The sequence below is a fragment of the Streptomyces sp. XY431 genome (assembly GCF_001279805.1).
In the GTDB taxonomy this organism is placed as follows: Bacteria; Actinomycetota; Actinomycetes; order Streptomycetales; family Streptomycetaceae; genus Kitasatospora; species Kitasatospora purpeofusca.
Map to the genome: position 1 here is coordinate 51,418 of NZ_LGDO01000025.1, position 25,791 is coordinate 77,208.

The window sequence follows — 25,791 nt, forward strand, 5'->3', positions numbered from 1 at the left end:
CGCCCACGGTCCTCGCAACACCCGCAGATCGCGGGTGTTGCGAGGACCGTGAGAACCCGAGCGCAGCACGAGGCCCGGGCCTTCGTCGTTCGCTCAGCGGGCTGCCGCGGCCTGTTCCGGGGCGGACGGCAGGGTCTTGAGGCGGCCGACCGGTGAGAGCACCAGGCCGACGACGACGACGGCAGAGCCGGCGGCGGCGACGGTCAGGGCGCCTCGGGCGCCGAGTTGGCCGGTGAGCAGGCCGGCGGAGAGGCCGCCCAGGGAGCCGCCGCCGAACAGCAGGGTCCGGAACGCGGCGGTCATCCTGCCCATCATCGATTGCGGCGTCATGGCCTGGCGCAGGCCGACGATGACGACACCGGCCACGCCGAGGCCCAGGTAGGTGGCGAAGAAGGACAGGACGAACATCCCGATCATCACCGGTCGCGGCCCGGCGGCGGCGGGGATGAGCGAGGGCCCGAGCAGCAGGGCGGTCTGGGCGACCAGGTAGACCCTGCCGAGCGGGTACCGGTCGATGACCTTCCGTGAGATCAGCGCGCCGATCAGGCCGCCGACCGAGGCGGTCGCGAAGACCGCGCCGATCGTCTCCGAACCGAGGTGGAGGTCGTGGTTGCCGTAGAGCAGGAACATCGTCCACACCGTGACCATCGAGAAGTTGCAGCAGAATCCGATCAGCGCGAGGGACCGCAGCACGCCGTCGCGCAGCACCCAGCCCATGCCGTCCTTCAGTTCGCGCCACAGGTGCCGCTCGACGACCGGTTCCGGGCGCGGCTCGGTGGTACGGATCAGGAGCAGCGAGACGACGGACACCGCGTAGGAGCAGGCGTTGGCAAGCAGGGCCACCGGCGCGCCGACCGCCGACACCAGGACACCCCCCAGCCCGGGACCGGCGATGTCGGCGGCGGAGGAACTGGTGCTCAGCCGGGCGCTGGCCTCGACGTAGTACTCGGGACTCTTCACCAGTACCGGCACGTACGACATCCAGCTGACGTCGAACGCCACCGATGCGATGCCGACCGTGCAGGCGATCGCCATCAGCACGGGCAGGTTGAGCGTGTGGCACCAGTACAGCACCGGTATCAGGCCGAGCAGGACCAGCCTGACCAGGTTGGCGCCGAGCATGACCGGCCGTCGCCGGTGCCGGTCCGCCCAGACGCCGATCACCAGGGCGAGCCCGAGGTAGGGGGCCAGTTGCAGGAAGCGCAGCAGCCCGACCTGTTCGTCGGTCGCGCCGAACGCGCCGATGGCGGTCAGGGGGAGCGCGAGGTTGGTCACCTGGGTGCCGAGCAGGGAGAGCGTCTCCCCAGCCCAGAACCGCGAGAAATCACGGTTGTGCCAGAGGCTTTGGCGCGGTGCGTCCGTGGTGTCCGGCACGGTCGAGGTCCGGGTCATCGGGCACTCCTCGCGAGTTCGGCGACCGCGCCGGCCACCGCGTCGACCTCGTCCTCGGTGTTGTAGTAGTGCGGCGACAGTCGCAGGCACCACCGCACGTCCTTGTCGGCGAAGTCGAACTGTGCGAACTCCCGGTAGCTGAGTGCGGAGTTGATGCCGCGGGCGTCCAGTGCCGCCTTGAAGGGCTCGGCCTCCCACCCCTCGATCGCGAACGTGACCAGCGCGGCGGGGGCCGGCCCGCGGTCCAGCGTCCGGACGCCGGGCACCGCGGCGAGCTGCTCGCGCAGGCGTCCGGCCAGGGCCGGGGTGCGCCGGGCGATCGGTTCGAGGCCGACCCGCAGCGCGTAGCGGACGGCGGCGGCGCAGCCGAGCACGGTGGCGTACGGGAACTCCCACTCCTCGAACCGGGCTGCGGTGGCGACCGGACGGTAGTGGCCGGGGGCGACCCAGCGCGCGCCGTGCATGTCGATGTGCAGCGGCTCGTACCCGGCGGCGAGGACCCGGTCGGAGACGTAGAGGAAGCCCGAACCGCGGGGCCCGCGCAGGAACTTGCGGCAGGTGGCGGTGAGCAGGTCGCAGCCGATCTCCTCGACGTCGACGGGGTACTGGCCGACCGACTGGCAGGCGTCGACCAGGTACAGCAGGTCGAGTTCGCGGCAGTGCCGGCCGACCTCGGCGACCGGTTGCACCAGGCCGGAGTTGGTGGGCACGTGCGTGACGGCGACCAGGCGCGGGTGGTGGGCGCGCATCAGCGCGGCCATGGCGTCGACGTCGACTCCGCTGCCGTCCGGACGGTCGGGGGCGTGCACGATGCGGACACCGTGGCGCTTGCGCAGGGAGAGGAAGGCGATCTGGTTGGAGACGAAGTCGTTGCGGGTGGTGAGGATGACGTCCCCGGGGCGGAAGTCGATCGCGGAGAGGGCCTTGGTGTAGGCGTGGGTCGCGCTCGCGGCGAACGCGATGTTGCCCGGGCGGGTGCCCAGGAGTTCGGCGAGCGAGGTGTGGAAGTCGTCGACCTCGGCGGCCCGGGCGGCGGATGCCTCGTACCCGCCGATGACGGCTTCCAGTTGGAGGTGGTCGAGCATCGCCCCGAGTACCGGACGCGGCATCAGCCCGGCGCCGGCGTTGTTGAAGTGGATCACGGCCTCGCAGCCAGGGGTGTCGGCCCGGAGGGCGGCGAGGTCCAGGAGCGGTTCCGCACCGCAGGTGAAAGCGCTATTCTCATTCCTCATGTACGACGGTAGCAGTACCGAAGCCCTGGTGGCGATCCTCCGGAGCGAGATCACCCGGCTCGCCCCGGGCGACCGCCTGCCCAGCAGCCGCGATCTGATCGCACGTCACGGAGTCGGGCCGGTCACCGTCTCCCGAGCCATCGCGCTCCTCGCCGCCGAGGGGGCGGTCGTCACCCGACCGGGCAGTGGGACCTACGTCGCCGCCCGCCGCCCGCAGAGCGCGGGCGGCGAGCCGGACACCTCCTGGCAGGCGGTCGCCCTGGCCGGCCGACAGCCCCTCCCGGAACCCTCCGACGAGCGGTCCGGCCCGCCGGCGGTCGGCACCATCGCGCTGTCCGGCGGCTACCTGCACGAGGGCCTCCAGCCCACCCGGCTGCTCGGCGGCGCCCTCGCCCGGGCCGCCCGCCGCCCCGACGCCTGGCACCGCGCCCCGGCGGCCGGTCTGTCGACACTGCGCACGGTCTTCGCCCGTCAGGCGGGCGGCGACGTCGGCCCCGAGGACGTTCTGGTGACCGGGGGCGGGCAGGGGGCGCTGTCCATGCTGTTCCGCGCCGTCGCGACCCCCGGGGCCCCGGTCCTGGTCGAGTCACCGACGTACCCCGGTGCGCTCGCCGCCGCCCGCGCCGCCGGACTGCGGCCGGTGCCCGTGCCGATGGACGACCAGGGACTGCGCCCCGACCTGCTCGCCGACGCCTTCGCCATGACCGGCGCCCGCCTGCTCTACTGCCAGCCCACCTTCCACAACCCCACCGGCACCGTCCTCTCCCCCGAGCGACGCCGCCAGATCGTCGACGTGGCACGCGCCGCCGGAGCCTTCCTGATCGAGGACGACTTCGCCCGCCAGCTGGGCCACGGCCGTCCGGTACCGCGCCCGCTGGTCGCCGACGACCGCGACGGCACCGTCATCCACCTGACCTCGCTGACCAAACCGGCCTCGCCCAGCCTGCGGATCGGCGCCGTGGTCGCGCGGGGCCCGGTCATGCGACGCCTGCTCGGCATGCGACGGGTCGACGACTTCTTCATCGCCCGCCCCCTCCAGGAGGCCGCGGTCGAACTGCTCAGCACCCCCGCCTGGGACCGCCACCTGCGCAGCCTGGCCACAGCACTGCACCACCGCTGCGCCGTCCTCGCCGATGCCCTCGCCCGCGAGGTACCCGACTGGACCCTTCCGCGTGTGCCGGAAGGCGGCCTGCACCTGTGGCTCCGGCTTCCCCCCGGCCTCACGGAGGCGGCCGTCGCGGACACGGCCCCGGCACACCGGGTGACCGTCGACCCGGGCCACCGCCACTTCCCGGCCGAGCCGCCCGCCGCCCACCTGCGTCTCGGCTTCGCCGCCGCGGCCGAACCCGCCGACCTCGCCGAAGCCGCCGCCCGCCTGGCCACCGCGGCCCGACACTCCGCGCCGACACCCGGCTGACTCCACGACCGCCCGGCGGTCCTCGTGCGTGGTCGAGTACCCGGGCCGGCCGGTTCCGAGCGCGGAACCGGCCGGACTGCCCCTCGTCGAGCTCCTGGTCGGCGGCTTCGTCGGCGCGGTCGGTCTCGGCCAGGTGCTCCTCGGCCCAGCTCCGCAGCCCCGCACCCGCGTTCCGTGTCACCGGTGGTACGTGGTTGATACACGATCGCGTGCTTGCGGAAGTCGGGTGACGACCGGCTCGAAGCAGCCGTCCCGGAGTCTGTGGACACACCCCGAACGGCCGTTCGCGCCACCGGGGCTCCGTGTTCCTCTGCTTCGGGAGGCAGTTGCCGTGTCCGCCGTGACGAAAGACGAAGACCACGACCCCCGCGCCGTGCCGGGCCGACGCCCGGCCCCCCGCCGCAGGGTGTTGTGGCTGCTGGCCGCGGTGCTGGTCGCCGGCGCCGGCGGTGGCGTGGCGGCGAACCTGCCCGAGGGGCCCGCGGTCGGCGGCGCCGGGAAAGGAGGTGTCCGGGTCGAGGGGCCGCCGACGTTGCCGGCTCCCGCGCCCGTCGTCGATCTCGGTCTGCCGTGGCCGGAGGAGGGACAGTCGGCTGTCGCCGTGACGAAGGTCGGCGTCCTGGGGGTGAACGGGCCGCAGCTGCCGGTGCCGATCGCGAGTGTCACCAAGGTGATGACGGCGTACGTCCTTCTGCGGGACCACCCGCTCCGGGACGGCGAGGACGGCCCGACGATCACGGTGGACGCGCAGGCGGCGGCCGAGTCGGCGTCGACGAGCGAGTCGACGGCTCCCGTGGTCGCGGGCCAGCGGCTCACCCAGCGCAAGCTGCTGGAGGTGATGCTGCTCCCGTCCGCGAACAACGTGGCACGGCTGCTGGCCCGTTGGGACGCGGGCAGCGAGGAGGCGTTCGTGAAGCGGATGAACGCGGAGGCGGCCCGGCTGAGGATGCTCGCGACGACCTACACCGGGGCCAGCGGGATCGAACCCACGACCGTGTCCACGGCCGCCGACCAGCTGGTGCTGGCCCGCGAGGCGATGAAGGACCCGGCGCTGCGTGCCACCGTGGCCCTGCGCAGCACCACGCTGCCGGGCCGCGCGGCGCCGTTGCGCAATACCAACGCGCTGCTCGACCACCCCGGGGTGGTGGGGCTGAAGACCGGTTCGAGTACGCCGGCGGGTGGCAACCTGATGTGGGCCCTGGAGGTGCCGGAGGGCGGGGCCGGGGAGGGACAGCGGCTCGTCCTCGGCGTAGTACTGGGCCAGCGCGCCGGCACGACGCCCACCGAGGGCATGCGGGCGGCGTTGGACAACAGCGGGCGGCTCGTCGACGCGTTGCGGGACAGGTTGCCGCAGGTCCTTCCTACCCTCGACGTCGGTCGCCGGGAGTGGGCGTGAACGCGGACCCGGGCACGGCCCCGCCGCCGCCGGTCCCTGTCCCGCACCGACCTTCCCCGGCCCCTTCCCCGGGCCCTTCCCCGGCCCCTGCCTCGCGCCGTCCGGCCCGCCGCGGCACGGGGCGGCGAGGGCGGTACGGGCCGCGTGGGTGGCTGGTCGCCGTGGCCGCAGTGCTCTGTGCCGCTCCCATGGCCCTGAGCTCCCGCCTGCCGAACGTCGTCGGCAACCTCGGCAGCCTCTGCCAGACGGTACTGCCGTGGTCGGGGCTGGGCGTCGTCCTGCTGCTGCTCTGCGCCGCAGTGCGCCGATCGGTCCTGGCGGCGGTCGCCGTGCTGCTCCCCGCCCTGGTGTGGACCGTCCTGTTCGGGCCCGCCCTCGTCGACAAGCGGTCCGGCGGCGGGGACTTCACGGTGGTGAGCCACAACGTGAACGAGCAGAACACCGATCCGGGCCGCACGGCCCGCGCGCTGGCGGCCTCGGGAGCCGACGTCCTGGCGGTGGAGGAGCTGGCGAGCCGGGCGCAGGAGGCCTTCCGCCACGAACTGGCGGCCGCCTACCCCTACTCCCGGGTGCTGGGAGGTGTCGGGGTGTGGAGCAAATACCCTCTGGAGGAGGTGGAGCCGGTGGAGATCATGCCCTGGACCAGGGCGTTGCGCGCCACTGTCCGGACGCCGAAGGGGCCGGTGGCGCTTTACGCGGCGCACCTCGCCTCCGTCCGGGTGCAACCGGCCACCGGCTTCGCCACGGACCGCCGCAACGAGGCGGCGGCCAGGCTGGCCGAGGCCGTCCGGGCGGAGCGGCTGGCAAGGATCGTGGTCGTGGGGGACTTCAACGGTTCGGTCGACGACTCCGCGCTGCGCGGGCTCACGGGGTCGCTGCGGTCGGCGCAGCGGGAGGCCGGCGACGGCTTCGGCTTCACCTGGCCCGCCTCGTTCCCGCTGGTCCGGATAGACCAGATCCTGGTGTCCGGCATCACCCCGCGCGCTGCGTGGACCCTGCCCGCCACCGGCAGCGACCACCTACCGGTCGCGGCGTCCCTGCGGCTCTGACCGGTCCGCGCGGCCGTCCGAGGGTCCCGTACCACCCCGGGCCTTCGGCCGCCCGCCTCCCGCCTCCCGGCGCCGCCCCGCCTCCCGGCGCCGCCCCGCCTCCCGGCGCCGCCCCGCCGCCCGTACGGTTACGATCGATCACCCGCGGGCCCGGACGAGTACAGCTCCCCGGGCGAACACATCGGAGAACCCTTGCCCGCCATTCGTGTGCCCGACCCGGTCGGCGTGCTGCTCGTCGAGGACGACGCGGTCATCCGCCGCTCGGTGCAACTGGCCCTGGAACGCTACGGCTACGAGGTCGACGTCACCGGGGACGGGCTCGACGGCCTGGAGGCGTTCCGGGCCGGGGCGCACGACGTGCTGATCCTGGACGTGATGCTCCCGGGCCTCGACGGCATCAGCCTGTGCCGACGGGTCCGCGAGGAGAGCCTGACGCCGATCCTGATGATGTCCGCCCGGGGCGACGCCCTCGACGTCGTGGCAGGCCTGGAGGCCGGCGCCGACGACTACGTGGTCAAGCCGGTGGACATCCCCGTCCTCGTCGCCCGCATCCGCTCCCTGCTGCGCCGTGCCACCTTCCACCGGGCTCCCGTCCCGGAACCCGCACAGGACGAACGGGCCCCGGACGTGCCGGACCTGCCGGACGGACCGGCATCGCCCCAGGAACCCCCGACGGCCCCCTCCTCGCCCGACCTCCTGGTCTTCGGCAGTCTGACCCTCGACCTGCGCGGCCTGGAGGTGCACCTGGACGGACGGCCGGTCCCGTTGACGCCCACCGAACTGCGCCTGCTGCTGGCCTTCGCCGAGAACCCCGGGGCGGTCCTGGACCGCCGCCGGCTGCTGCGCGACGTCTGGGACTACGGCTGGGAGGGCGACACCCGGGTCGTCGACCTGTGCGTGGTGCGGCTGCGCAAGAAGATCGGCGCGGGCCGGATCGAGACCGTCCGGGGTTTCGGCTACAAGCTCGTGCGGGGCTGAGCGGATGGCCACGCGGCTGTTCGACCCGCGTTCCCTGCGCTGGAAGGTCGCGGCCCTGGTCGCACTGGCCTGCTGCGCGGTCGCCGCCGTGATCGGGGTGCTCGTCCACCGGGCGGCGGACCGGAGCGGTGAGCGGGCCGGGCGCGACCTCGCGGCCGCGCAGGTGGCCGCGGCGCAGAAGGAGTTCTCCCTCACGGGCAACCGTCCGGCCTTCGCGGACCTGCGGACCGTGGCCGAGCTGCCGGCACCGTTGGCACAGTCCGTCGCCGACCTGCGGACGCCCGGAGCGTACGCGCTCTGGTACGACGTCAAGGCGCCGAACTGGTACTGGCTCTGGGCGGCGGCGCCGGTCGGCGACGACCGGGTGATCGTCGTGCGGACCGACATGAGCGCGCAGGTGCGCAGTCTCCAACTGCTGGACCGCAGCATGGTCAAGGCGGCACTCGCCGCGCTCCTGGTCGTCGTGCCCGTGGCCGCTCTCGTGGCGGAGCGGATGAACCGGCGGCTGCGCCACGGTTCCCGTACCGCCCGGCGGATCGCGGACGGGGACCTCGACGCCCGGATCGGCAGCCGGGGCCGGGCCCGCGACGAGATCACCGAGATCTCGGTGGCCGTGGACGCGATGGCGGCCGCGCTGCAGGCGCGGCTGGCCGCGGAGAAACGCTTCACCGCCGACGTCGCCCACGAGCTGCGCACTCCCCTGATGGGCCTGGTCACGGCGGCGGGTCTGCTCCCGGAGGACGACGAGGCGGCGGACCTGGTCCGCACCCAGGTGCTCGCCCTGCGGGTCCTGGTCGAGGACCTGCTGGAGGTCTCGCGCCTGGACGCCGGTGCCGAGCGGGCCCGGGTCGACGAGGTTCCGCTCGGCGAACTCGTCGCCCACGCGGCCGAACAGGCCGGCGGTGACACCCGGCTGCGGACGGAGGCCCCCGCCGTCGTTCCGACCGACCCGCGCCGGGTGGAGCGCATCGTCACCAACCTCGTGGCCAACGCCCACCGGCACGGCGCGCCGCCCGTCGAAGTCACCGTCACCGGCGCCCGGATCACGGTGCGCGACCACGGCCCCGGCTTCCCGGACGACCTCCTCGCCGACGGGCCGCAGCGCTTCCGCACCGGCGCCGCCGAACGCGGCCGGGGCCACGGACTGGGCCTCACCATCGCCGTCGGCCAGGCCGCGGTGCTCGGCGCCGCGCTGACCTTCACGAACGCCCCGGACGGCGGCGCCCTCGCCACCCTCGCTCTCCCCCGTCCAGCCGCCCCGACCCACCCCCAGGACGCCTGAAGCGACCCCGACCCACCCCCAGGGCGCCTGCAGCCACCCCGTCCGAACCCGGGAGCACGATCACCTGCCCCGCGGACCGGAGGCCACCGCCGAATGCCGGGGTCAGCCGGGTTCCGCCGAGCCGGTGAGGCGGAGCTTGCGCTGCGCCCGCTGGTAGAAGGTGGTGCGGCCGAGCCGGACCACACGGGCGGCGGCGGGCAGCATGGTCACCTCGACCACGTCGCCCGGCGCGACATGGCCGACCAGGCGGCCGTCCGCCTCGACCGCGAGGTCCCCGCTGTGCGGCAGGACCTCCAGGTCGAGCCGCTCACCGCTGGAGAGGAAGACCGAGCGGTTGAACGTGGCGTGCGGTGCCACCGGGGTGATCAGCAGCCCCTCCGCGTTGGGGGAGACGATCGGACCGCCCGCGGAGAAGCTGTACGCGGTGGAGCCGGTCGGCGTGGCGGTGACGATCGCGTCGGCGGTGTAGGCCACGAAGGGCTGGCCCTGGACCCGCACGGCGACGGCCGCGGACCGGTGCCCCGGGCTGCGCAGCAGCACGATGTCGTTGAGCGCCGTCTCCTCGACGGTCCCGAAGCGCGCGTGCACCCCGGAGCGCACCTCGACGGTGAAGCGGTGGGCGTCGATGGCGTCCAGCGCGGCGGGGAGCTCCGGGATGTCGACCTCGGCGAGGAAGCCCAGCCGCCCGACGTTGACGCCGAGGACCGGCGCGTGGCCCTTGGCCGCGAGCCGCATGGTGCGCAGCATGGTGCCGTCCCCGCCCAGGCTGATCAGCAGATCGGCGCTGGTGGTCATCTCCTCGGCCCCCACCGGGATGGCCTCGCAGCCGATCCGGGACACCTCCGCCGCCAGCCCGAGCACCTTGGTGCCCCGGGACCGGCTCCAGCGGACCACGGTCTCCACGGTGGGTGCGCTGGTGCGCTCGGGATGGAGGACCAGGCCCACCGTGCCGATGAATCCCATCCGGGTCACCTCGATGTCGGCCGGGGGAGTGCTGCTCCCCTCCAGTCACGCACAGCCGTGCGGGTGCTTCAAGCCCGGGCGCCGCCGGTCGCGGAACCTCCGTCGGAGTCGGATGGTTGGTAGTCGGACGAGGACGTCCGACGGCTCCGGCCCCGATCGGGAGGTATGTCCGATGGACGACGACCAGCAGGACCAGGGGATCGACCCGTCCGTGCCGCCGAGCGGGGACGGCTGCGTGGAGTGCCTGGCGGGCGACGGGCCGGGCTGGTGGCTGCACCTGCGGCGGTGCGCCGCGTGCGGGCACATCGGCTGCTGCGACTCCTCGCCCTCGCAGCACGGCACCCGGCACGCCCGGGCGGCGGGCCACCCGTTCCTGGCCAGCTTCGAGCCGGGGGAGGAGTGGTTCTGGAACATCGAGACCGAGCAGTACTACGAGGGGCCGGAACTGGCGGCCCCGGCGGCGCACCCGCTCACCCAGCCGACCCCCGGCCCGCTGGGCAAGGTCCCGGCCGACTGGCAGTTGCACCTGCACTGATCGGCCCTTCCACCGATCCGCCCGCACACTGATCCGCCCGTGCACTGGCCCGCCCGGCTCAGGGCGGCGGAGCCGTCCGTCCGGGGTCCGTGATGCCGCCCGGGCAGGCCAGCCGGTCGACGTCCCAGCCGGCCCGGACGGCACCGGCCCGGTACGCGGCCTCGTAGAAGGCGAGCACGGCCGCCCTCGGGTCGACCTCCGCGCGGGCCTCCGCGTAGCCCAGGACGGCCAAGTGGCTGCCGCCGGCCTCGACCCACCGGGCGGCGGCGGGCGTCAGCGGGTCCCCGGCCAGTCGCTCCGGCTCGGGGGCCGTGTAGGAGTAGAAGGCCGGCTCGCCCAGGTCGGCGTCGCCGAACCAGAAGCCGAAGCTGATCAGCTCCCGGGAGTACGCCTCGCGGGTCACCGGGTCCGCCGGCGTCGGCCGGTCGAGGGCGCGTCCGGAGAACCGTGTGTGCGCCAGGTCGAAGGAGTGCCAGAAGAAGTGGACGGGGCTTGCCTTGCCCGAGAAGCGCGCCGAGAACTCCTCCAGCACCAGCGCGACCTGGCCGAGCACCTGCCAGGCGCGGTTGGCCAGGACCGGATCGTACGTCGCGTGCTCGACGTCCTCGGCGAACGGCCGGTCGGTGTCGGGCAGCCGGTAGGGCCGGGGGAACGGCAGCTCGACCCGGATGCCCAGCGCGGCCAGCGTCTCCAGGGTCTGCCGGTGGAACGAGGCGACGGAGTGGCCGGGCAACGGGAAGGACGCCGTCCTGCCGTCCGCCACGGTGACGACCAGCCGGTGGTCGACGAGGTCGAGGTCGACGGTGAAGACCGGATTGCCGTCGACCAGTCCCATCGGCCGGGTGGTGAGCCCGCGCCCGGTGAGGTGGAAGGGCACGTTCCACCAGTGGTTGCGCCGCACGCTCGCCCCGAGCCGGATCTTGCCGACGATCTGGGTGAAGCGGTGCAGCGTCTCCTTCGTGTCCCGCCACTCGTCGAGCGGTATCGGTGGGAAGAGCTCCATCGGGTGTCCTCCTGCCCGTCGGCCGCACTTCCATGATGACCACGCCGGCCCGGAACCGCAGACGGGCGGACCCGGCGGACCCGGTGGACCTGGTGGACCCGGTGGACCGGCCGTGCGCCGGGCCGGGTCTGTCGTAGGGCCTCCGTACAGTCGTGGTCACACGTGACGACATCCCGGCGGGAGCGGAGCCTGATGGTGGACAACCGGCGCACGGTCGAGGTCGAGGTCGAGGGCGCGGAGCTGGCGGCCGAACTGCACGGCGATCCCGCCGATCCCGCGATCCTGCTGGTCCACGGCGCGGGACACTGCCGGCTCAACTGGCCCGACGGCTTCGTCCGCCGACTGGTCGAGGGCGGCCGGTGCGTCGTCCGCTACGACGCCCGGGACGCGGGCGCCTCGACGACCTTCCCGGTCGGCGCGCCGCCGTACGCGCTGCCCGACCTGGCCGAGGACGCGGCGGCCGTGATCGACGCGCTCGGGCTGGGGCGGGCCCATGTGCTCGGCATGTCCCAGGGCGCGGCGGTCGGCCAGCTCCTGGCACTCGGCCACCCCGACCGGGTGGCCACCCTCACCCTCGCCTCCGCCACGCCCGGCATCCCCGGGGAGGAGCAGCCGGACCTGCCGCCCGTGTCGGAGCGGCTCGCCGCCTTCTTCGCGCAGGTCGAGCAGGACGCGAAGGTCGCGAAGGCCGAGCAGGACGCCGCTGCCGGGGCCGGTGGTGCGGCCGACCCGTCCGGCCGGGAGGCCGTCGTCGAGTCGATCGTCGAGGGCGAGCGCCCGTTCGCCGCCGCCTCGCGCCCGTTCGACGAGGACGGGGTGCGGCGGCTGGCCGCCCGGATCGTCGACCACGCGCACGACATCGCGGCCCAGTCCACCAACCCCTACCTGCTCGACGCCGGCCCCCCGTGGCGCGCGCGGCTCGGCACGATCACCGCGCCGACCCTGGTGCTGCACGGTGAGGAGGACCCGCTGTTCCCGCCGGAGCACGGGCGCGCCCTGGCCGCCGAGATTCCCGGCGCCCGCTTCCTCGCCCTGCCGGGCACCGGCCACGAGGTCTTCCCCGAGCACACCTGGGACACCGTCGTCCCCGCCGTCCTCGCCCACACCGCGAACCGGGACGACCCGCCCCGCCCCGCCTGAGTAAGGTGATCGTTCCGACCGGTCCGGCGCCAGGGGTGGCACCTGACCGAACCGCAGGTCGGACACGGGGGAGAGGGAACGGATGGGCGGGTCCGCCGTGTCCCGGGTCGACCCGGTGGCGTTCCTCGGCGCGCTGGGTGCCCCGTCGACGTCATCGGCGCCCGCGAGTGGCCGCCGCGGGGGCGACGCCTGACGGGGCGACGCCGACCTGCGCGAGGCTGGCCACGCCGGGCGGGGCGAGGGCCGGGGCGACCTCGTGGACGGCGGCGGCGAACGCCCGCACCCGCGGGTCGGCGTCGTCCCGGCCGCGCCACACCAGCCCCTGCTCGACCGGCGGAGCGTCGCCGACCCGGACGAACCGGAGGTCCGGGCGCCGGTAGAGCAGGGGCAACTGCCCGTCGCCCGGCACCATCGCCCGCCCGGCCGCGACCAGGGCCACCGCCTCGGCGTAGGTGCCGCAGGGCTCGCCGTGGCGGGCGATGGCCCGCCCGCCGGGGGTCTGCCGGGGCATGTGGAAGTCGACGAAGTAGCGCGGGACGCAACCCGGCAGGTCGACGAAGGTCTCGCCGCCGAGGTCCTCCAACGTCACCGTGCCCCGGTCGGCGAGCCGGTGCCCGGCGGGCAGGACCACGAAGCGGGGGCCTCGGGTGACCACCGCGCCGACCGTCAGGTCCGGCTCGTCCACCGGCAGCGTGGTCAGCAGCAGGTCGGCGCTCCCGTCCCGCAGCTGCTCCGCGTGCTGGTGCAGCTGCGTCTCGACCACCCGCACCACGCCGTGCGGATTGCGGTGCTCGAAGACCGCGCGGGCGGCGTGCACCACCCGCCCGTTCTGCGCGCCCATGAACCCCACGGTGAGCGTGCCGGTGACACCGCTGCCGGCCAGCTCGGCGCGTCGCAGTGCCCGCCCGATGCCTTCCCACAAGGGCTGCAGATCCTCCCGCAGACCCTCCCCGACCGAGGTCAGCGCCACCCGGCGGGAGCTGCGTTCGAACAACGGCGCGCCGATCCGCCGTTCGATCCGCTTCACCGTCCTGCTGACCAGCCCCGTGGTGACGTGCAGCCGCTCGGCGGTGCGGCCGAAGTGCAGCTCCTCGCAGAGCGTCAGGAACATCTCCATCTCGGCGCGTTCCATCGTCGGACTCCCCCCGGATTGTCGGACCGATGGGCATGATCATGCCCCACCGGTGACTCCGAGCGTGGCGGCGGGGACCGTCCAGGACGGATGGGTGTTGACCTGGGACGCGGTGGCCCCGGTCAGGCGCTTGTAGCGGGCCGCGATCCGCTCGGCCGGTCCGGGGGGCAGCGGACCGCCGTTCTCCTCGGCCCGCGCGATCGTCTCCTCCGGTCCCAGCTCCCGGTTGGCCAGCACGATCGCGTTGACGGTCGGCCGGCGCATCCGGTCGTAGCGGTCGAGCGCGGCCACGGCGTCGTCGTCGCGGGCCAGGCACCAGGCCAGCACCCGGCTGTCGACGACGGACTGCGAGCCGCCGTTCATGCCCATCGGGAACATCGGGTGCGCGGCGTCGCCGAGGAGGGTGACCCGTCCGAAGCTCCAGCGCGGCAGGGGGTCGCGGTCCAGCATCGGGTACTCGAGGATCGCCGGGGAGCGGTCGGCGAGCGCCGCGAGGTCGATCCACGGCAGGTGCCAGGACGACAGCCCGGCGCGGGCCTCCGCGGCGGGGACACGACGGCCCGGGCCGCCCCCCGGCGGCCCGGACGGGCTGTGCCGCACCTCCAGCACCCAGTTCACCAGGGTGTCGGCGGCCGCGGTCGCGCCGTCCTCGATCGGATAGGCGACGAACTTCGCGCCGGGGACGCCCCCGGCCACCACGATCGACCGGCCGTCGAGGACCCGCGGGTGCGGTGCGACCCCGCGCCACATGTGGACGCCGTTCCCGTTCGGCAGGCCCTCGTCCGGGTACAGCCGGCGGCGGACCGCGGAGTCCGTGCCGTCGGCGCCGACCAGCACGTCGGCGGTGTCGAGCACGGTGCGACCGCTCGACCGGTCCAGGAACCGGGCGCGGACGCCGTCCGCGTTCTGCTCGAACCCCTGGAACAGCAGGCCGGTACGGACCGAGTCCGGCCCCAGCCGCTCGCGGACCGCCGCCAGGAGCAGCAGTTGCAGGCGGCCGCGGTGCACGGAGTACTGCGGCCAGCGGTAGCCGGCGGCGCGTCCCAGCGGCTCCTCCCAGACCGTTGTGCCCGCCCGGTCCCGGTAGCTCAGCCGGTGCGGGGGGAGCCCGACGGCGGCGAGTTCGTGCTCCAGGCCGAGTTCGGCGAGTTCCCGGACGGCGTGCGGCAGCAGGTTGATGCCGACGCCGACCGCCTCGACCTTGCGCGCCGCTTCGTACACCCGGGGCGCGAAGCCGGCGGCGTGCAGGCTCAGGGCACAGGTCAGTCCGGCGATGCCGCCGCCGACGACGGTCACTCTCATCTGTCTGTCCTCGCCCTTCGCCGGAGCCGCGGGTCCGGCCGGTACCGCGGTCACCAGGGCCGGTACCGCGGTCACCAGCTTCGGGGTCCCCGGCGCGCGGGTCCAATAGGCGCTGGTGATGGCAGCCGTCACGACCGCTGATCGCACGGGGGTTCGTCCTCGCGGAGTCGGCTCGGGCGCAACCAGGCCGCCCAGCTGCGGAATTGATAGTTTGTCGGCCATGGAGCTCCGTATGCTCGAATACTTCGTCGCCGTGGCGGAGGAGCGGTCGTTCACCAGGGCGGCGGCCCGCTGCCACGTCGTCCAGCCCGCGATCAGCCAGCAGATCCAGGCCCTGGAGAAGGAGTTGGGGGAGCCCCTGTTCGAACGCCTGCCCAGGCAGGTGGTCCTCACCTCCGGGGGCGCCGCCCTGCTGCCGCACGCCCGGGCCTGTCTGGCGTCGGCCGCGTCGGCGGTGCTGGAGTTCGCCGAGCGGTCGGGTCTGCTCGGCGGCTCGTTGGCGCTGGGGACCGTCGGGGGTCTGGAGGGCACCGTCGTCCCCCGGCTGCTGGGGGAGTACCACCGCCGCTACCCCCGGGTCGCGGTGAGTCTCGTCGGGGCGTCCAGTCCCTCGCTGCTGGCCAGGGTCCGCGCCGGGGAGATCGACGCGGCCGTGGTCGCCGGGCCGCCGGACGGCGAACCCGCCGGCGTCGCCTCGCGGGTGCTGCTGGAGGACCGGATCGTCGCGGTCCTCCCCGCCGGCAGCCGGCCCGCGGACCGTCCGATGCCCCTCGACGAGGCGGCTCGGGGCCCGGTCATCAGCTACGGCCCCGACAGCGGGGTGCACGCGTTCGTCCGGGCCGCCTTCGCCGCGGCGGACCTGCGGCTGGACATCGCCTGCGCGACGAACGACGTCGCCCTGCAGCTCGCGCTGGTCGCGGAGGGGATCGGCATCGCCCTCACCTCCCACGCGAGTCCGGTGCTGGCCGCCGACCGGCGTTTCGTCGTCGTGCCGCTGGAGCCCGCCGTCCGCTTGCGGAAGGTGTTCGTGTGGCGGTCGGGCACCCGGCCGAGCGCACCCCTGCGCGCCTTCCTCGACCTGTGGACGGAGCTGTCTGACCGTCCGGCGCGTCCCGCCGTCGACCCCGGTGCCGCCGTCGACGGATGACGCCCGGTCGGGCCCGTCACTCCTGGGCGGGGAAGTCCGGCGTGGAACGGGCGGCCTCGCGGTAGTGCCGGGGGGACAGGCCGGTGGCCCGCTTGAAGGCGGTGCTGAAGGCGCTGTCGGAGCCGTAGCCGAGCGAGGCGGCGATGGCGGACAGCGGTGTGTCCGTACGGCGCAGGGTGTGCTGGGCCAGCCGCATCCGCCGGCGCCGCAGGTAGGCGAGCGGCGGGACACCCGCCAGGTCCTTGAACCGCTGGGCGAAGCTGGTGCGCGACATGGCGGCCGCGCGGGCCAGTTCGGCGAGGGTCCAGGGGCGGGCCGGGTCGCCGTGCATCAGGCGCAGGGCGGGCGCGAGGCGCTCGTCGGCCAGTGCGCGCAGCAGACCGGCGGGGTGGGCGTCGGCGCCGCCGTGGGCGAGCAGGGCGCGCAGGACCTGGACCAGGAGCAGCGGGGCGAGGTGGCCGAGCGCGAAGGAGGCCCCGGGCCGGTCGGCGGAGAGCTCGCCCAGGGCCTGGGCCAGCAGCCAGCGGACGGCGGGCGCCTCGGCCGTCGTCGCGCCGAGGCGCAGCACCGGCGGGAGCGCTCCGGTCAGCAACTCCTCGGCGGCGGGGTCGAGTTCCAGGCGGCCGTCGAGGGCGACGGCGTCCCGGCCCTCGGCCCCGGCGTGCAGGAAGGGCCCGGCCGTGGCATCGACCGGTGTCGGCGCGTCCGCCCCGGGCGGCTCAGGACCGCTCGCCAGCGTGTACGGGCGGTCGCCGGGGAGGACCGCCGCCTCGCCGGCGTCGAGGCGCACGGGCCGCTCGACGCCGGCCGCCGTCAGCCAGACGGTGCCGCGCAGGACGGCCTGGACGGTGAGCCTTCCCGGCGCCGGGAAGGCCAGGGCCCAGACCCCGGCGGCGGTCAGACAGCGCGGCAGGGTGCAGCGGACGGCGGTGAGTTCGAGGGTCTCGGCGACGAGGTCCCCCCGGAGCGCGGTGCCGGGGGCGGGTGACGACCGTGGTGCAGCCATGCGCGGACTTTCGCGCAAGTCGCGCGGACGGACAAGCATTCACACGCCGTTGTCAACCGGACACGATCGGTGGTGGGACGTGTGCGCACTTGATCCCGTGCGGACCGGCCCCGGCCGCCGACCGGCGGCCGCAGGACGAATTCCAGGAGGCAGTTCCCATGGGCGGATTCCAGGACCGCGACAAGTTTCACCCGGACGAGGTCGTGCTGTCCGCGGCCGAGCAGGGCCTCATCGCCGAACTCGCCGGCCTCGGCGCCGAGTCGGCCGAGTCCACCGACGAGGACTGACCCGGCCCGCGCCCGGTAGGTCCACGGCGCCGGTCCGCGGCCGCTCGCACGCCGACGGCCGCGGTCCGGCGCTGCTCCGTCCAGCGGGACGGACACGACAGCACGACAGGCACGACAGGCACGACAGGCACGACAGATCAAGACGACAGACAACGACAGAAACGACAGACGGGACGGCCGTGACCACCACGCACAGCGCACCTCCCCAGGCGGGGGAGCGCGCCCTCACGCCGCGGCAGGCGTTCGGGAGGGCCGCGGCCGCGATCGCCGCCCTCGGCCTGGAGGCCGATCTGGCGCCGATCCTCGACGGCAGCCCCGGAACCTGGCGGTGCGTGCTGCGGCGTGACGGCGTACCGCTGCGCACCGGGCTCGGGCTCGGCAAGGGCGGCCGGGCGGAGGCGCGGGCGGGCGCCCTGTTCGAGGCGCTGGAGCACCATCTCAGCGGGGTGGAGGGGCTCGACCCCGGCGGGATCCGGCTGGCGTCCGCGCACCGGCTCGCCGCCGGCCCGCTCGGGCGGGACATCGCCGTGGCGCTGCTCGCCCAGGCGCCGGACCGGCCGCTCGGCTGCCTGCCGTACGGGTCGCTGCTCGGCGGTCCGGACGTCGACGTGCCGCTCTTCCTCTCCGTGCCCGAGTACCTGCGCCCGGCGGGGGAGGGCCTGCGCCGCCGGGTCGGGGACGCCTACGACTACCGGTCGGTGGGCCGCTACTCGGTCAACAACGGCTGGGCCGCCGGGGCCGATCCGGTCGAGGCCGCGGTGCACGCGGTCAATGAGCTGATCGAACGCGACGCGCTCTCCGTCCTGCTGATCAACACCTTCCTGCGCGAGCGCCCGCGCCGCCCGGCCGTCGTCGACCCGGCGACGCTGCCGCCCGCGCCCGCCGCGCTGCTGGAGTTCGCCGTGGCGCGCACCGGCCGGCCGGTGCACCTGATCGACATGACCACCGATCTGGGCGTGCCGGCCTACGCGGCCCACCAGAGCGCGCCCCCGGGGCGGCCCGCCCGGATCTGCGGCTGGGGGGCGTCGCTGTCCCGCGAGTACGCGATCTCCCGCGCGGTGAGCGAACTCGTCCAGCTGCACAGCACCATGGACCTGCGGGAGGAGTACGCGCACCTGCTGCCCGAGCAGCGCGACGACACCGGGCCCTACCCGACCCTGCACGCCTGCTACCTGTCGGACTTCACCGCGGCCCTGGCGACGGCCGAGGTCCGGCCGTTCGAGCCGACCGAGGTGCCCGACACCCCGGGCGGTCACCTCGACCGGCTGCTCGGCCTCCTGGCGGAGCGGGGGTTCGCGGTGTACCGGCGCGACCACCACGTCACGCCGCACGTGGCCGTGGTCAATGTGCTGGTGCCCGGCCTGGAGCGGTTCATGCTGGTCACCGACGGCCAGGTGGTGGTGCCCGGCGAGCGCGGCCTCGCGGTGGCCAGGGGTGAGTGAGGCGCAGCGGCCACGGGTGGGTGAGCAGCGGCCAGCGGCGACTGTGCAGCGGTGGCGACCGCTCGCCCGCGGTGACGCACCCCGGGTGGCGGGGCTGCTGGCCGCCTGCGAGGAGGCGGACCGGACCGGCGACCGGCGCGGCGCCCGGGAGCTGCTCGACGACTGGGCGGCCCCGGGTATCGACCTGGCCGCGGGCTCCGTCTGCGCCTGGGCGGGGCCGGAGCCGGTGGCGTACGCGGTCACCCGGGCCAGGGAGCACGCCGACCCCGTCCACGAGATGGTCCTCGACCTGGCGGTGCACCCCGCCCACCGGACGCGGGACGTGCTGGCGCAACTGCTCGCCCGGTGCCGCCGGACCGCGGACCGCCGGCACCGGGAGCGGTTCGGCGACGGCACCCCGCTGGAGCTGCACACCCGGACCCACGGCCACCAGCGCTGGCTCGCCGAGGCGCTGGACGCCGCCGGCCACCGGCGGGCGCGCGGCTACCGGGGGATGCGGATCGACCTGGCGGCGCACACGCCGGCACACACGTCGGCGCACACACCGGTACACACGCCAGCCACCGCGCCGGTGCTGCCGCCCGGCAGCGTGCTGGTGCCGTTCGAGGACCGCCACGACGCGGCGCTGCTGACGGCCCGCAACGCGATCTTCGCCGGTCACCCGGGCAGCGTCCCGATGACACCCGGGACCTGGCGCCACGCGGTGACCGGGAGCCCGTACTTCAGCCCCGGCTCCTCCTTCCTGCTGCTCTCCGCCGACGGCCGGCAGGTGCTCTGCTACCTGCTGACCACCGAGTACCCGACCACCGGGGCCGATTCCGCGGGCGGCGGGCGCGAGCTCTACCTCGCCAACGCCGGCACCCGCCCCGACCTGCACGGCCGGGGCCTCTACCGGGCCGTGATCACCCACACCCTCGCCCACGCGAAACGGCTCGGCTACCGCTGGGCGGTCCTGGACGTCGACGACACCAACACCATGGCGGTCGGCGGTTTCTACGAACGCCTCGGCGCCCGCACCATCCGCACCTGGACGGGCCACGTCCTGGACGTCACCGGCGCCGCCGACCGGACGGCGGGCACCCCGTCGGCGGCGCCGCCCGCCCGCCCCGGAGCCGCCGAACGGCGCAGGGGCGGCGGCTGACGGTTCGCCCACGACGGGACTGTCGCCGAGGATGGGGGGACCGGGCGGGCCGGTGTTGCGTCCCGGTGGCCCCCGTTCACGGATGACGTTTCACGGATGAGGAGAGTGCCCGTGGTTGCTTCCGCATGCCCGCCCGCCCGCACACCCGCACGGCGGCGCGCCGACCGGTTCGCCGTTCTGCTCCCCGGGGCGGCCGCGATAGCGGTGCTGGTGCCGTTGGGGGCGCCGGTCGCCGCCGCCGCGGAGGCGGGGCCGCCTCCGTTCCCGGTGGCGCGGGCCCTGGACGGGGAGGTGCCGCTGCCCTCGGCCCAGGAGGTCGCGGGGCTGTGCGACCGGGGGGACGGGTGCAGCTTCCGGATGTACGACCGGGCGCCGCGCGAGTTCGTGAGCGGGGTGCTGTCGGTGGGGAACGCGGCGATCAACTGCACCGACGACCTGATGGAGATCGACCGCACGGTCACCTTCGTCACCAGCAGCACGGACAACATCGGCGGCCAGATCTCCGGGAAGGCCGCGCTGGAGGGCGGGGTGGACACCACCGTGACCGTGTCGGGGTCGGGCACGGTCACGCCGGGGTTCGTGACCGGCACCACCATGAACGGCCCGAACAAGGACAAGGGCCCCACCACCGAGGACGATGTGAAGAACACCACCGGGGTGACCGGGACGGTGGCCGGCTCGAACGCGTTGCACCTGGGGGCCAAGGCGACCTTCGAGTCGGCGTTCCAGGCCACGTTCTCGCGGCAGTGGCAGGCGGTGGCCACCGAGTCGACCAGGGTGGTGTTCACCGTCGGCAACGGTGACGAGATCCAGTTCGGGGTGGTGAACGCGATGTCGCGGGCGGCCGGTGAGCTGAAGGTGAACAACACCGGGAAGCTGATCAAGGACATCACGGTGGACAGCCCGTCGAGCGTCAATGTCAGCTCGGTGGTCGCCCAGACCTTCTCGGTGCCGGACAAGTGCCTGTCACTGCGGCCCCCCGGCCGGGCCGCGGCGGCGGGACTGGTCGAACTGCCCCCGGAACGCGCCGAGAGCGCGCGACGAGTGCCCGACGCGGTGTACGAGCGGACCGCCGCGGGCACCTGGAGGCAGCGGTGATGCGCCGGCGGGGCGGGCCCGTGGCCCGGGTCACGGCGGTCCTGCCGACCGTGCTGGCCGTCCTGGCGCTGGGTACCGGCCCCGTCGCGGCGGGTGGTTCGGCTCCGGGCGGTTCGGCTCCGGGCGCCGAGGAGGACGCGCCCGCGATCGCGCACCGGTGCGGGCAGGACTACGACTGCTCGTTCCGGATCCTGCCCGGGCTCACCCGCGAGTTCACCTCCGCGGTCGCCTCGGTCGGCAACACCGCGATCAACTGCACCAACCGGCCGATCGACATCTACCGGACCGTCGTGCTGGAGTCGAGCACCACGGACAACATCGCGGGCGAGATCTCCGGCCGGGCGGCGCTGGAGGGCACGATCGACAACACCACCGATGTCTCCGGCAGCGTCAGCGGCAGCAACAAGACCGAGATCACCCACACGGACATCACCGCGCCCAAGGACAAGGGTCCCAACTCGGAGATCTCCAACGGCCCGACGATCGCGGTAGGCGCCACCGCGACGGCGGCCGCCCAGCTGAAGCTCAGCGCAAAGGCTTCGTTCGAGCTCGCGTTCAAGGCGACCTACTCGCACGAGTGGAAGCGGACCAGCAGGGAGAGCACCCAGGTCAAGTTCACCGTGAAGGCCGGTGACGAGCTCCAGTTCGGCATGGTGAACGCGATGACGCGCACGGTCGGCGAGTTGACCGTCGGCGACATCGGCAAACTGATCAAGAACATCGTCGTCGACAGCCCGTCGTCGGTGAACGTCAGCACGGTCGTGGCGCAGACCTTCAGCGCCAGGGACCGCTGCCTTTCCCTGCGCCCGCCGGGGCGCGCGCTCGGCGACGGACTTGTGGAGGCGCCGCCGCGCACCGACGGGGCGCGGCCGGTCGAGCGCTACCGGCTGACCCCGGCGGGAGCCTGGGCCTTGCTGGGCTGAGTGCCACCACCGCGCCGGCCGCCCTCCCCGGGGGATCGGGGGAGGGCGGCCGGCGCGTGAGCAGGGGTCAGGGAGTGAGTGGGGGTCAGGAGGCGAGCAGCACCGACCTGGTGGGCACGCCGACGGGCGGCGCGTCCAGGGTGATCAGGCGCTTGTCCGTTCCGGCCCCGTTGTCCGGGGTGCCCGCGGTCGGCCGGACGGAACCGCAGCGCTGCAGCTCCGTCTCGGTGAGCGGGCCGGACCGCTGGTAGTAGCGGTCCGGCAGGGAGGCCGAGGGGACGTCGAAGACGGCGTCCAGCCGGTACTTGTTGCGGGCGTTGGTGAAGCTGCCGGCCACCCGTTCGCGGGCGGGCTGCACCTCGATCCAGCTCATCTCGCCGGGCTGGATGGTGGGGTTGAGCTGCTTGGTGGTGGTCCGCGACCAGGTGAGCGGGTTGTTGGTGTTCACGGCCGCGGAGTTGCCGCCCGCGGTGCTGAACCCGGCGGCGGCCTGGGCGGCCAGGTTGGGGCGGCTCTGCGAGATGTCGGAGCGGCTGGGGACGAGCGGGGCGCCCTTGAGCGCGTAGTACTGGGTGAGGTTGTCGTACGAGGGCTCGGTGTTCTCCATCCGCCGGTCGTCCACCACGGCGTTGCGGGTGCAGTTGATGTACACCTCGCCGATGATCCTGGTCTGCCCGTAGTACTGGTAGGAGTACCGGTTGTCCACGGTGAAGACGCAGTTGGCGGCCGAGCCCTCGCAGTCGTCCACCGCGACGCCCGGCTCCAGCGGGTCGTTGCCCCGGTAGGCCTTGGGGCCGGGCAGCTGCTCCTTGCGGACCTTCTGGTCGACCGGGGCGGGGGTCTGCTTGGCGGTGACGTTGGTGATCAGCGGGCCGCAGGAGAGCGAGTCCCGCTGCTCGGCGGAGTCGAAGGACACCATCGGGTTGTCCTCGGTGGCGGTGAACTCGAAGACCCGCCCGCTGGTCCAGTTGGCGGTGCCGACGGTGTCGGTGCCCCGGGTGGTGACCACCGGGTCGGGGGCGGGGCCGGCGGTGATCAGCGAGACGTTGTAGGTCTGGCCGTCCTTGAGCTGCTCGGGCGTGCAGCGGCGGTCCACGCCCGGGCTGTCGTCCCAGGTCAGCGTCACCTGGGAGCCCGCCCTGACGCCCCACAGCCGGGTGCGCATCGTCAGCGCGGTGCCGTTCCAGTTCAGCGAGGCGGCCTGGTAGCCGCGTGGGTGCTGGGCGAGGGCCCTGCCGAAGACCACGCCGGTGTTGTCGGGGGACCAGTCGGTGTGCCCGGCGGCGGTTCCGTTGTCGGGGGCGACGGGCTGGGCAAAGGTGCCGTTGGGCACCTGGACGTCCACGGTGTCGGCGGCGCGGGCGGGCGGCGCCGCCGGCGCGGCGACCAGGGCCAGGCCCGCCGCCGTCGCGGCCAGGGCCCGGTACCGGCGCGCCATCAGCAGTACCACCAGTCGCTCGGCGGGACGACCGCGTCGCCGGGCCGGAGGTCGGCGGTCAGGGCGTTGGGGAGGGCGCAGAGGTCGGTGGCCGCCGTATTGGGGTTCTGGTCACGGGGGACCTTGCCGAAGTTCTCGACGGCCTGGGTCTCCTTGGCGATGCCGTCCTTCTCCGTCTTGCCGTCACCGGCCACGCCCGCCAGGCAGTTCCGGTCGGTAGCCGGGCACTTCTCGATCTTCTCCTTGTCGGCGGCGAGGTCCTTGCACTGCGGGTTGTCCTTCGCGTCGCCCGAGCAGGGATCACTCGACGCGCCGCCCTGCGGCGGCGTGAGCGGCGGGGCGGTCTGCTTGGCGGCGACGTTGGTGATCAGCGCTCCGCAGCTCGGCTTGTCGGTGTCGGTCGAGGTGAACGTGACCAGCGGGGCGTCCTCGGTGGCGGTGAAGGAGTACGTCCGGCCGAGGAACCAGTTCGCCCTGCCGGTGGGGGTGTTGCTGGTGAAGCTGCCCGCCGGATTGATGTCTCCGGCCACCGACACGGTGTACGCGCGTTTGGCATTGCCCGAGCCCACACAGGTGTCGGGGTTGTCGTCCCAGCTCAGGGTGACGGTGGCGTTCGCGCGGATGCCGCGCAGTCGGGTGCTGATCGCGATCCCGTTGCCGTTCCAGCCGAGCGTCGCCGCCTGGAAGCCCTGCGGATGCGCGGCGCGGGTGGCCGAGGCGACGCCGCCGGCGGTCGTCCAGCCGTCGGCGCCACCGGTGAAGGTCTTGTCGGCGGGAACCGTCGGCGAGGAGAACGTCCCGTTCACCACCACCGCCGGTTCGGTGTCCTCCGCCCTTGCCGACGCCGGTGCCGCCAGTGCCATCGCAGCACTGAGGGTCACAACCAGGAGTCTGGCTCGTTGTCTCCGCGGCACGGTCTCTCCCACTGAAGTCGGCGGAATCATCGGGCAGTTGCGATCGAAGATCCTTGTTGATCATCTAGCCCCAGCCGCCCATGCTTCGACAGTCGGTCACGGACCGCAACCGTTGACGGGCCGTTAGGGCGACCGCGAACGACCCGGCTGGGCCAACAAGGTGGAAAGCGGTTCGGAACCGCACGACCGTTCTGATCATTGGGCAGGCATCTGCTGATCCGATCATCGTTCTTCGGCCGCGCGGCGAGGTGCCGCGTGGCCCGCCTCGTGCTGTCCGTGCCTCCGGAGCCGTCCAGCTCCGCCCCCCGAACGTGAGGAAGAGATGCACCCGCTGCACCGCAAGCTCCGCCGCCTGCCCGTCACCGCCGTACCCGCGCTGGTCGCGAGCCTGACCCTGCTGGGCTCCGTCGCCCTGCCCACCTCCGCCGCCTCCGCGTACGACCTGCGGCTGCGCTCCTGGGGGCTGAACGCCAGTGGCCAGCTGGGTGACGGCACCAAGACCCAGCGGCTCACCCCGACCTCCGTGGTCGGGCTGGCGGGCGCCGAACTTGACTCCGTGGCCGCCGGCGGCACCGGTGGCTCCGCCGGATCCGGCTTCGGCCTGGCCCTGCTCGCCAACGGCACCGTGGAGTCCTGGGGCAAGAACGACAAGGGCCAGCTCGGCAACGGCGCCACCAGCGCCACCGACGAATGGGCGGTACCGAGCCTGGTCGCCGGACTGGGCGGGGTGGAGGCGGTCGCCGCGGGCGGCTCGCACGCCCTGGCACTGCTCAAGGACGGCACCGTCAAGGCCTGGGGCCTCAACGACAAGAGCCAGCTGGGCGACGGCACCACGACCAACACCAACCTCCCGGTGACGGTGGCCGGTCTGGAGGACGTCAAGGCGATCGCGGCCGGCGACACCTTCAGCATGGCCCTGCTGAGGGACGGCACCGTGAAGACCTGGGGCAACAACGACAAGGGCCAGCTCGGCATCACTCCGAAGCCGGCCAGCTCGACCGCCGCCGTGCCCGCCCCGACCCCCGCCACCCGCACCACCGCCGTCGCGGTGCCCGAGCTCACCACCGTCAAGGGCATCACCGCGGGCGCGTCGCACGCCCTCGCGCTGCTCGCGGACGGCACCGTGATGTCCTGGGGCCTCAACGACAAGGGCCAGCTGGGCGACGACACCGTGGTCAACAAGCCCTACCCCGTCACCGTCCTGGAGCTCAGGAACGTCACCGCCCTCTCCGGCGGCGCCTCGCACAGCCTCGCCCTGCTCCAGGACCGCACCCTGCGCGGCTGGGGCCTGAACACCAACGGCCAGGTCGGCGACGGCACCACCACCCAGCGCAACACCAGCGTGCCGATCCCCGGCGTCACCGGCGTGGTCGGCATCGCCGCCGGCGCCGCCCACAACCTCGCGGTGCTCTCCGACGGCACCGTCCAGGCCTGGGGGCTCAACGACAAGGGCCAGTTGGGCGACGGCACCACCACCCAGCGCAACACTCCGGTGCAGGTGCTGGCCAAGTCCGGCAGCGTCTCCATGGTCGCGGCGCCGTCCAACGGCAGCTTCAGCCTGGCGCGCTGACCCG

Annotated in this window: 23 protein-coding genes; 14 read left to right on the top strand and 9 right to left on the bottom strand. The window is 74.1% G+C overall.

Annotation, left to right across the window (positions count from 1 at the left end; translation table 11 throughout):
- Nucleotides 1-93: 93 nt before the first annotated feature.
- Together ADK60_RS04530 and ADK60_RS04535 are read right to left on the bottom strand one after the other, a co-directional pair.
- Nucleotides 94-1,392 (bottom strand): MFS transporter, encoded by a 1,299-nt coding sequence (locus ADK60_RS04530; RefSeq protein WP_053643400.1) that lies wholly within the window; start codon nt 1,390-1,392, stop codon nt 94-96.
- Nucleotides 1,389-2,624: an aminotransferase class V-fold PLP-dependent enzyme gene (locus ADK60_RS04535; RefSeq protein ID WP_053643401.1), complete on the bottom strand. Its 1,236-nt coding sequence runs from the start codon at nt 2,622-2,624 to the stop codon at nt 1,389-1,391. Before ADK60_RS04535 ends, ADK60_RS04530 begins: the two co-directional genes overlap by 4 nt.
- Between ADK60_RS04535 and ADK60_RS04540 the strand changes: the two genes are divergently transcribed.
- From ADK60_RS04540 to ADK60_RS04560, 5 genes are all read left to right on the top strand, one after another.
- Entirely contained in the window at nt 2,623-4,041 is a 1,419-nt protein-coding gene (locus tag ADK60_RS04540; protein WP_053643403.1) for an aminotransferase-like domain-containing protein, read from the top strand. The genes ADK60_RS04535 and ADK60_RS04540 overlap by 2 nt on opposite strands.
- A 340-nt stretch (nt 4,042-4,381) precedes the next feature.
- The gene (locus tag ADK60_RS04545) at nt 4,382-5,437 is read left to right on the top strand and encodes a D-alanyl-D-alanine carboxypeptidase family protein (RefSeq protein ID WP_079008052.1); all 1,056 of its coding nucleotides are present in this window, start codon (nt 4,382-4,384) and stop codon (nt 5,435-5,437) included.
- Between the two features lie 188 nt (nt 5,438-5,625).
- Nucleotides 5,626-6,486 carry an endonuclease/exonuclease/phosphatase family protein gene (locus tag ADK60_RS04550; RefSeq protein ID WP_053643405.1) on the top strand — a complete coding sequence of 287 codons (861 nt, stop codon included), beginning with the start codon at nt 5,626-5,628 and terminating at the stop codon, nt 6,484-6,486.
- Nucleotides 6,487-6,678: 192 nt separating this feature from the next.
- Nucleotides 6,679-7,464: a response regulator transcription factor gene (locus ADK60_RS04555; protein ID WP_053643407.1), complete on the top strand. Its 786-nt coding sequence runs from the start codon at nt 6,679-6,681 to the stop codon at nt 7,462-7,464.
- A 4-nt stretch (nt 7,465-7,468) separates the two neighbouring features.
- Nucleotides 7,469-8,746, top strand: coding sequence for a sensor histidine kinase (locus tag ADK60_RS04560; protein ID WP_053643409.1), 1,278 nt, complete (start codon nt 7,469-7,471; stop codon nt 8,744-8,746).
- A gap of 102 nt (nt 8,747-8,848) precedes the next feature.
- On the opposite strand, the gene ADK60_RS04565 is transcribed toward ADK60_RS04560, so the two are convergent.
- Nucleotides 8,849-9,709 carry an NAD(+)/NADH kinase gene (locus ADK60_RS04565; RefSeq protein WP_107094494.1) on the bottom strand — a complete coding sequence of 287 codons (861 nt, stop codon included), beginning with the start codon at nt 9,707-9,709 and terminating at the stop codon, nt 8,849-8,851.
- A 172-nt stretch (nt 9,710-9,881) separates the two neighbouring features.
- Here ADK60_RS04565 and ADK60_RS04570 point away from each other — a divergent pair, with 172 nt between their 5' ends.
- A complete protein-coding gene (locus ADK60_RS04570) occupies nt 9,882-10,244 on the top strand; it encodes a UBP-type zinc finger domain-containing protein (RefSeq protein WP_053643412.1) in 363 nt (120 codons plus the stop codon).
- A gap of 58 nt (nt 10,245-10,302) precedes the next feature.
- On the opposite strand, the gene ADK60_RS04575 is transcribed toward ADK60_RS04570, so the two are convergent.
- Nucleotides 10,303-11,247, bottom strand: coding sequence for a DUF5996 family protein (locus tag ADK60_RS04575; protein ID WP_053643413.1), 945 nt, complete (start codon nt 11,245-11,247; stop codon nt 10,303-10,305).
- A 162-nt stretch (nt 11,248-11,409) separates the two neighbouring features.
- On the opposite strand from ADK60_RS04575, the gene ADK60_RS04580 reads away from it, so the two are divergent.
- The gene (locus ADK60_RS04580; RefSeq protein WP_234370941.1) at nt 11,410-12,387 is read left to right on the top strand and encodes an alpha/beta fold hydrolase; all 978 of its coding nucleotides are present in this window, start codon (nt 11,410-11,412) and stop codon (nt 12,385-12,387) included.
- 151 nt (nt 12,388-12,538) lie between these two features.
- Here ADK60_RS04580 and ADK60_RS04585 read toward each other — a convergent pair whose 3' ends face one another.
- Together ADK60_RS04585 and ADK60_RS04590 are read right to left on the bottom strand one after the other, a co-directional pair.
- On the bottom strand, nt 12,539-13,519 hold the full coding sequence (locus ADK60_RS04585) for a LysR family transcriptional regulator (protein WP_053643417.1): 981 nt from the start codon (nt 13,517-13,519) through the stop codon (nt 12,539-12,541).
- Between the two features lie 39 nt (nt 13,520-13,558).
- Nucleotides 13,559-14,821, bottom strand: coding sequence for an FAD-dependent monooxygenase (locus ADK60_RS04590; protein ID WP_053643468.1), 1,263 nt, complete (start codon nt 14,819-14,821; stop codon nt 13,559-13,561).
- Nucleotides 14,822-15,041: 220 nt separating this feature from the next.
- Here ADK60_RS04590 and ADK60_RS04595 point away from each other — a divergent pair, with 220 nt between their 5' ends.
- Nucleotides 15,042-15,968, top strand: a complete 927-nt coding sequence (locus ADK60_RS04595) for a LysR family transcriptional regulator (protein ID WP_053643419.1) — start codon at nt 15,042-15,044, stop codon at nt 15,966-15,968.
- A 16-nt stretch (nt 15,969-15,984) separates the two neighbouring features.
- Here ADK60_RS04595 and ADK60_RS04600 read toward each other — a convergent pair whose 3' ends face one another.
- Entirely contained in the window at nt 15,985-16,974 is a 990-nt protein-coding gene (locus ADK60_RS04600; RefSeq protein WP_053643421.1) for an AraC family transcriptional regulator, read from the bottom strand.
- Between the two features lie 158 nt (nt 16,975-17,132).
- On the opposite strand from ADK60_RS04600, the gene ADK60_RS47430 reads away from it, so the two are divergent.
- The 5 genes from ADK60_RS47430 to ADK60_RS04620 all read left to right on the top strand — a co-directional run bounded on the left by ADK60_RS47430 (nt 17,133) and on the right by ADK60_RS04620 (nt 21,865).
- Nucleotides 17,133-17,261 carry a hypothetical protein gene (locus ADK60_RS47430; protein ID WP_286163576.1) on the top strand — a complete coding sequence of 43 codons (129 nt, stop codon included), beginning with the start codon at nt 17,133-17,135 and terminating at the stop codon, nt 17,259-17,261.
- Between the two features lie 179 nt (nt 17,262-17,440).
- Nucleotides 17,441-18,703, top strand: coding sequence for a YcaO-like family protein (locus ADK60_RS04605; RefSeq protein ID WP_053643423.1), 1,263 nt, complete (start codon nt 17,441-17,443; stop codon nt 18,701-18,703).
- Nucleotides 18,704-18,788: 85 nt separating this feature from the next.
- Nucleotides 18,789-19,844 (top strand): GNAT family N-acetyltransferase, encoded by a 1,056-nt coding sequence (locus ADK60_RS04610; protein WP_053643425.1) that lies wholly within the window; start codon nt 18,789-18,791, stop codon nt 19,842-19,844.
- Nucleotides 19,845-19,955: 111 nt separating this feature from the next.
- Nucleotides 19,956-20,942, top strand: a complete 987-nt coding sequence (locus tag ADK60_RS04615) for a hypothetical protein (protein WP_159400294.1) — start codon at nt 19,956-19,958, stop codon at nt 20,940-20,942.
- A 20-nt stretch (nt 20,943-20,962) separates the two neighbouring features.
- Complete coding sequence (locus ADK60_RS04620; RefSeq protein ID WP_159400295.1) at nt 20,963-21,865, top strand: hypothetical protein; 903 nt, start codon at nt 20,963-20,965, stop codon at nt 21,863-21,865.
- An 85-nt stretch (nt 21,866-21,950) separates the two neighbouring features.
- Here ADK60_RS04620 and ADK60_RS04625 read toward each other — a convergent pair whose 3' ends face one another.
- The gene (locus tag ADK60_RS04625) at nt 21,951-23,303 is read right to left on the bottom strand and encodes a hypothetical protein (RefSeq protein ID WP_159400296.1); all 1,353 of its coding nucleotides are present in this window, start codon (nt 23,301-23,303) and stop codon (nt 21,951-21,953) included.
- Nucleotides 23,303-24,184, bottom strand: a complete 882-nt coding sequence (locus ADK60_RS04630; RefSeq protein ID WP_159400297.1) for a carbohydrate binding domain-containing protein — start codon at nt 24,182-24,184, stop codon at nt 23,303-23,305. Before ADK60_RS04630 ends, ADK60_RS04625 begins: the two co-directional genes overlap by 1 nt.
- A gap of 355 nt (nt 24,185-24,539) precedes the next feature.
- On the opposite strand from ADK60_RS04630, the gene ADK60_RS04635 reads away from it, so the two are divergent.
- The gene (locus tag ADK60_RS04635) at nt 24,540-25,787 is read left to right on the top strand and encodes an RCC1 domain-containing protein (protein ID WP_053643435.1); all 1,248 of its coding nucleotides are present in this window, start codon (nt 24,540-24,542) and stop codon (nt 25,785-25,787) included.
- Nucleotides 25,788-25,791 lie beyond the last annotated feature (4 nt).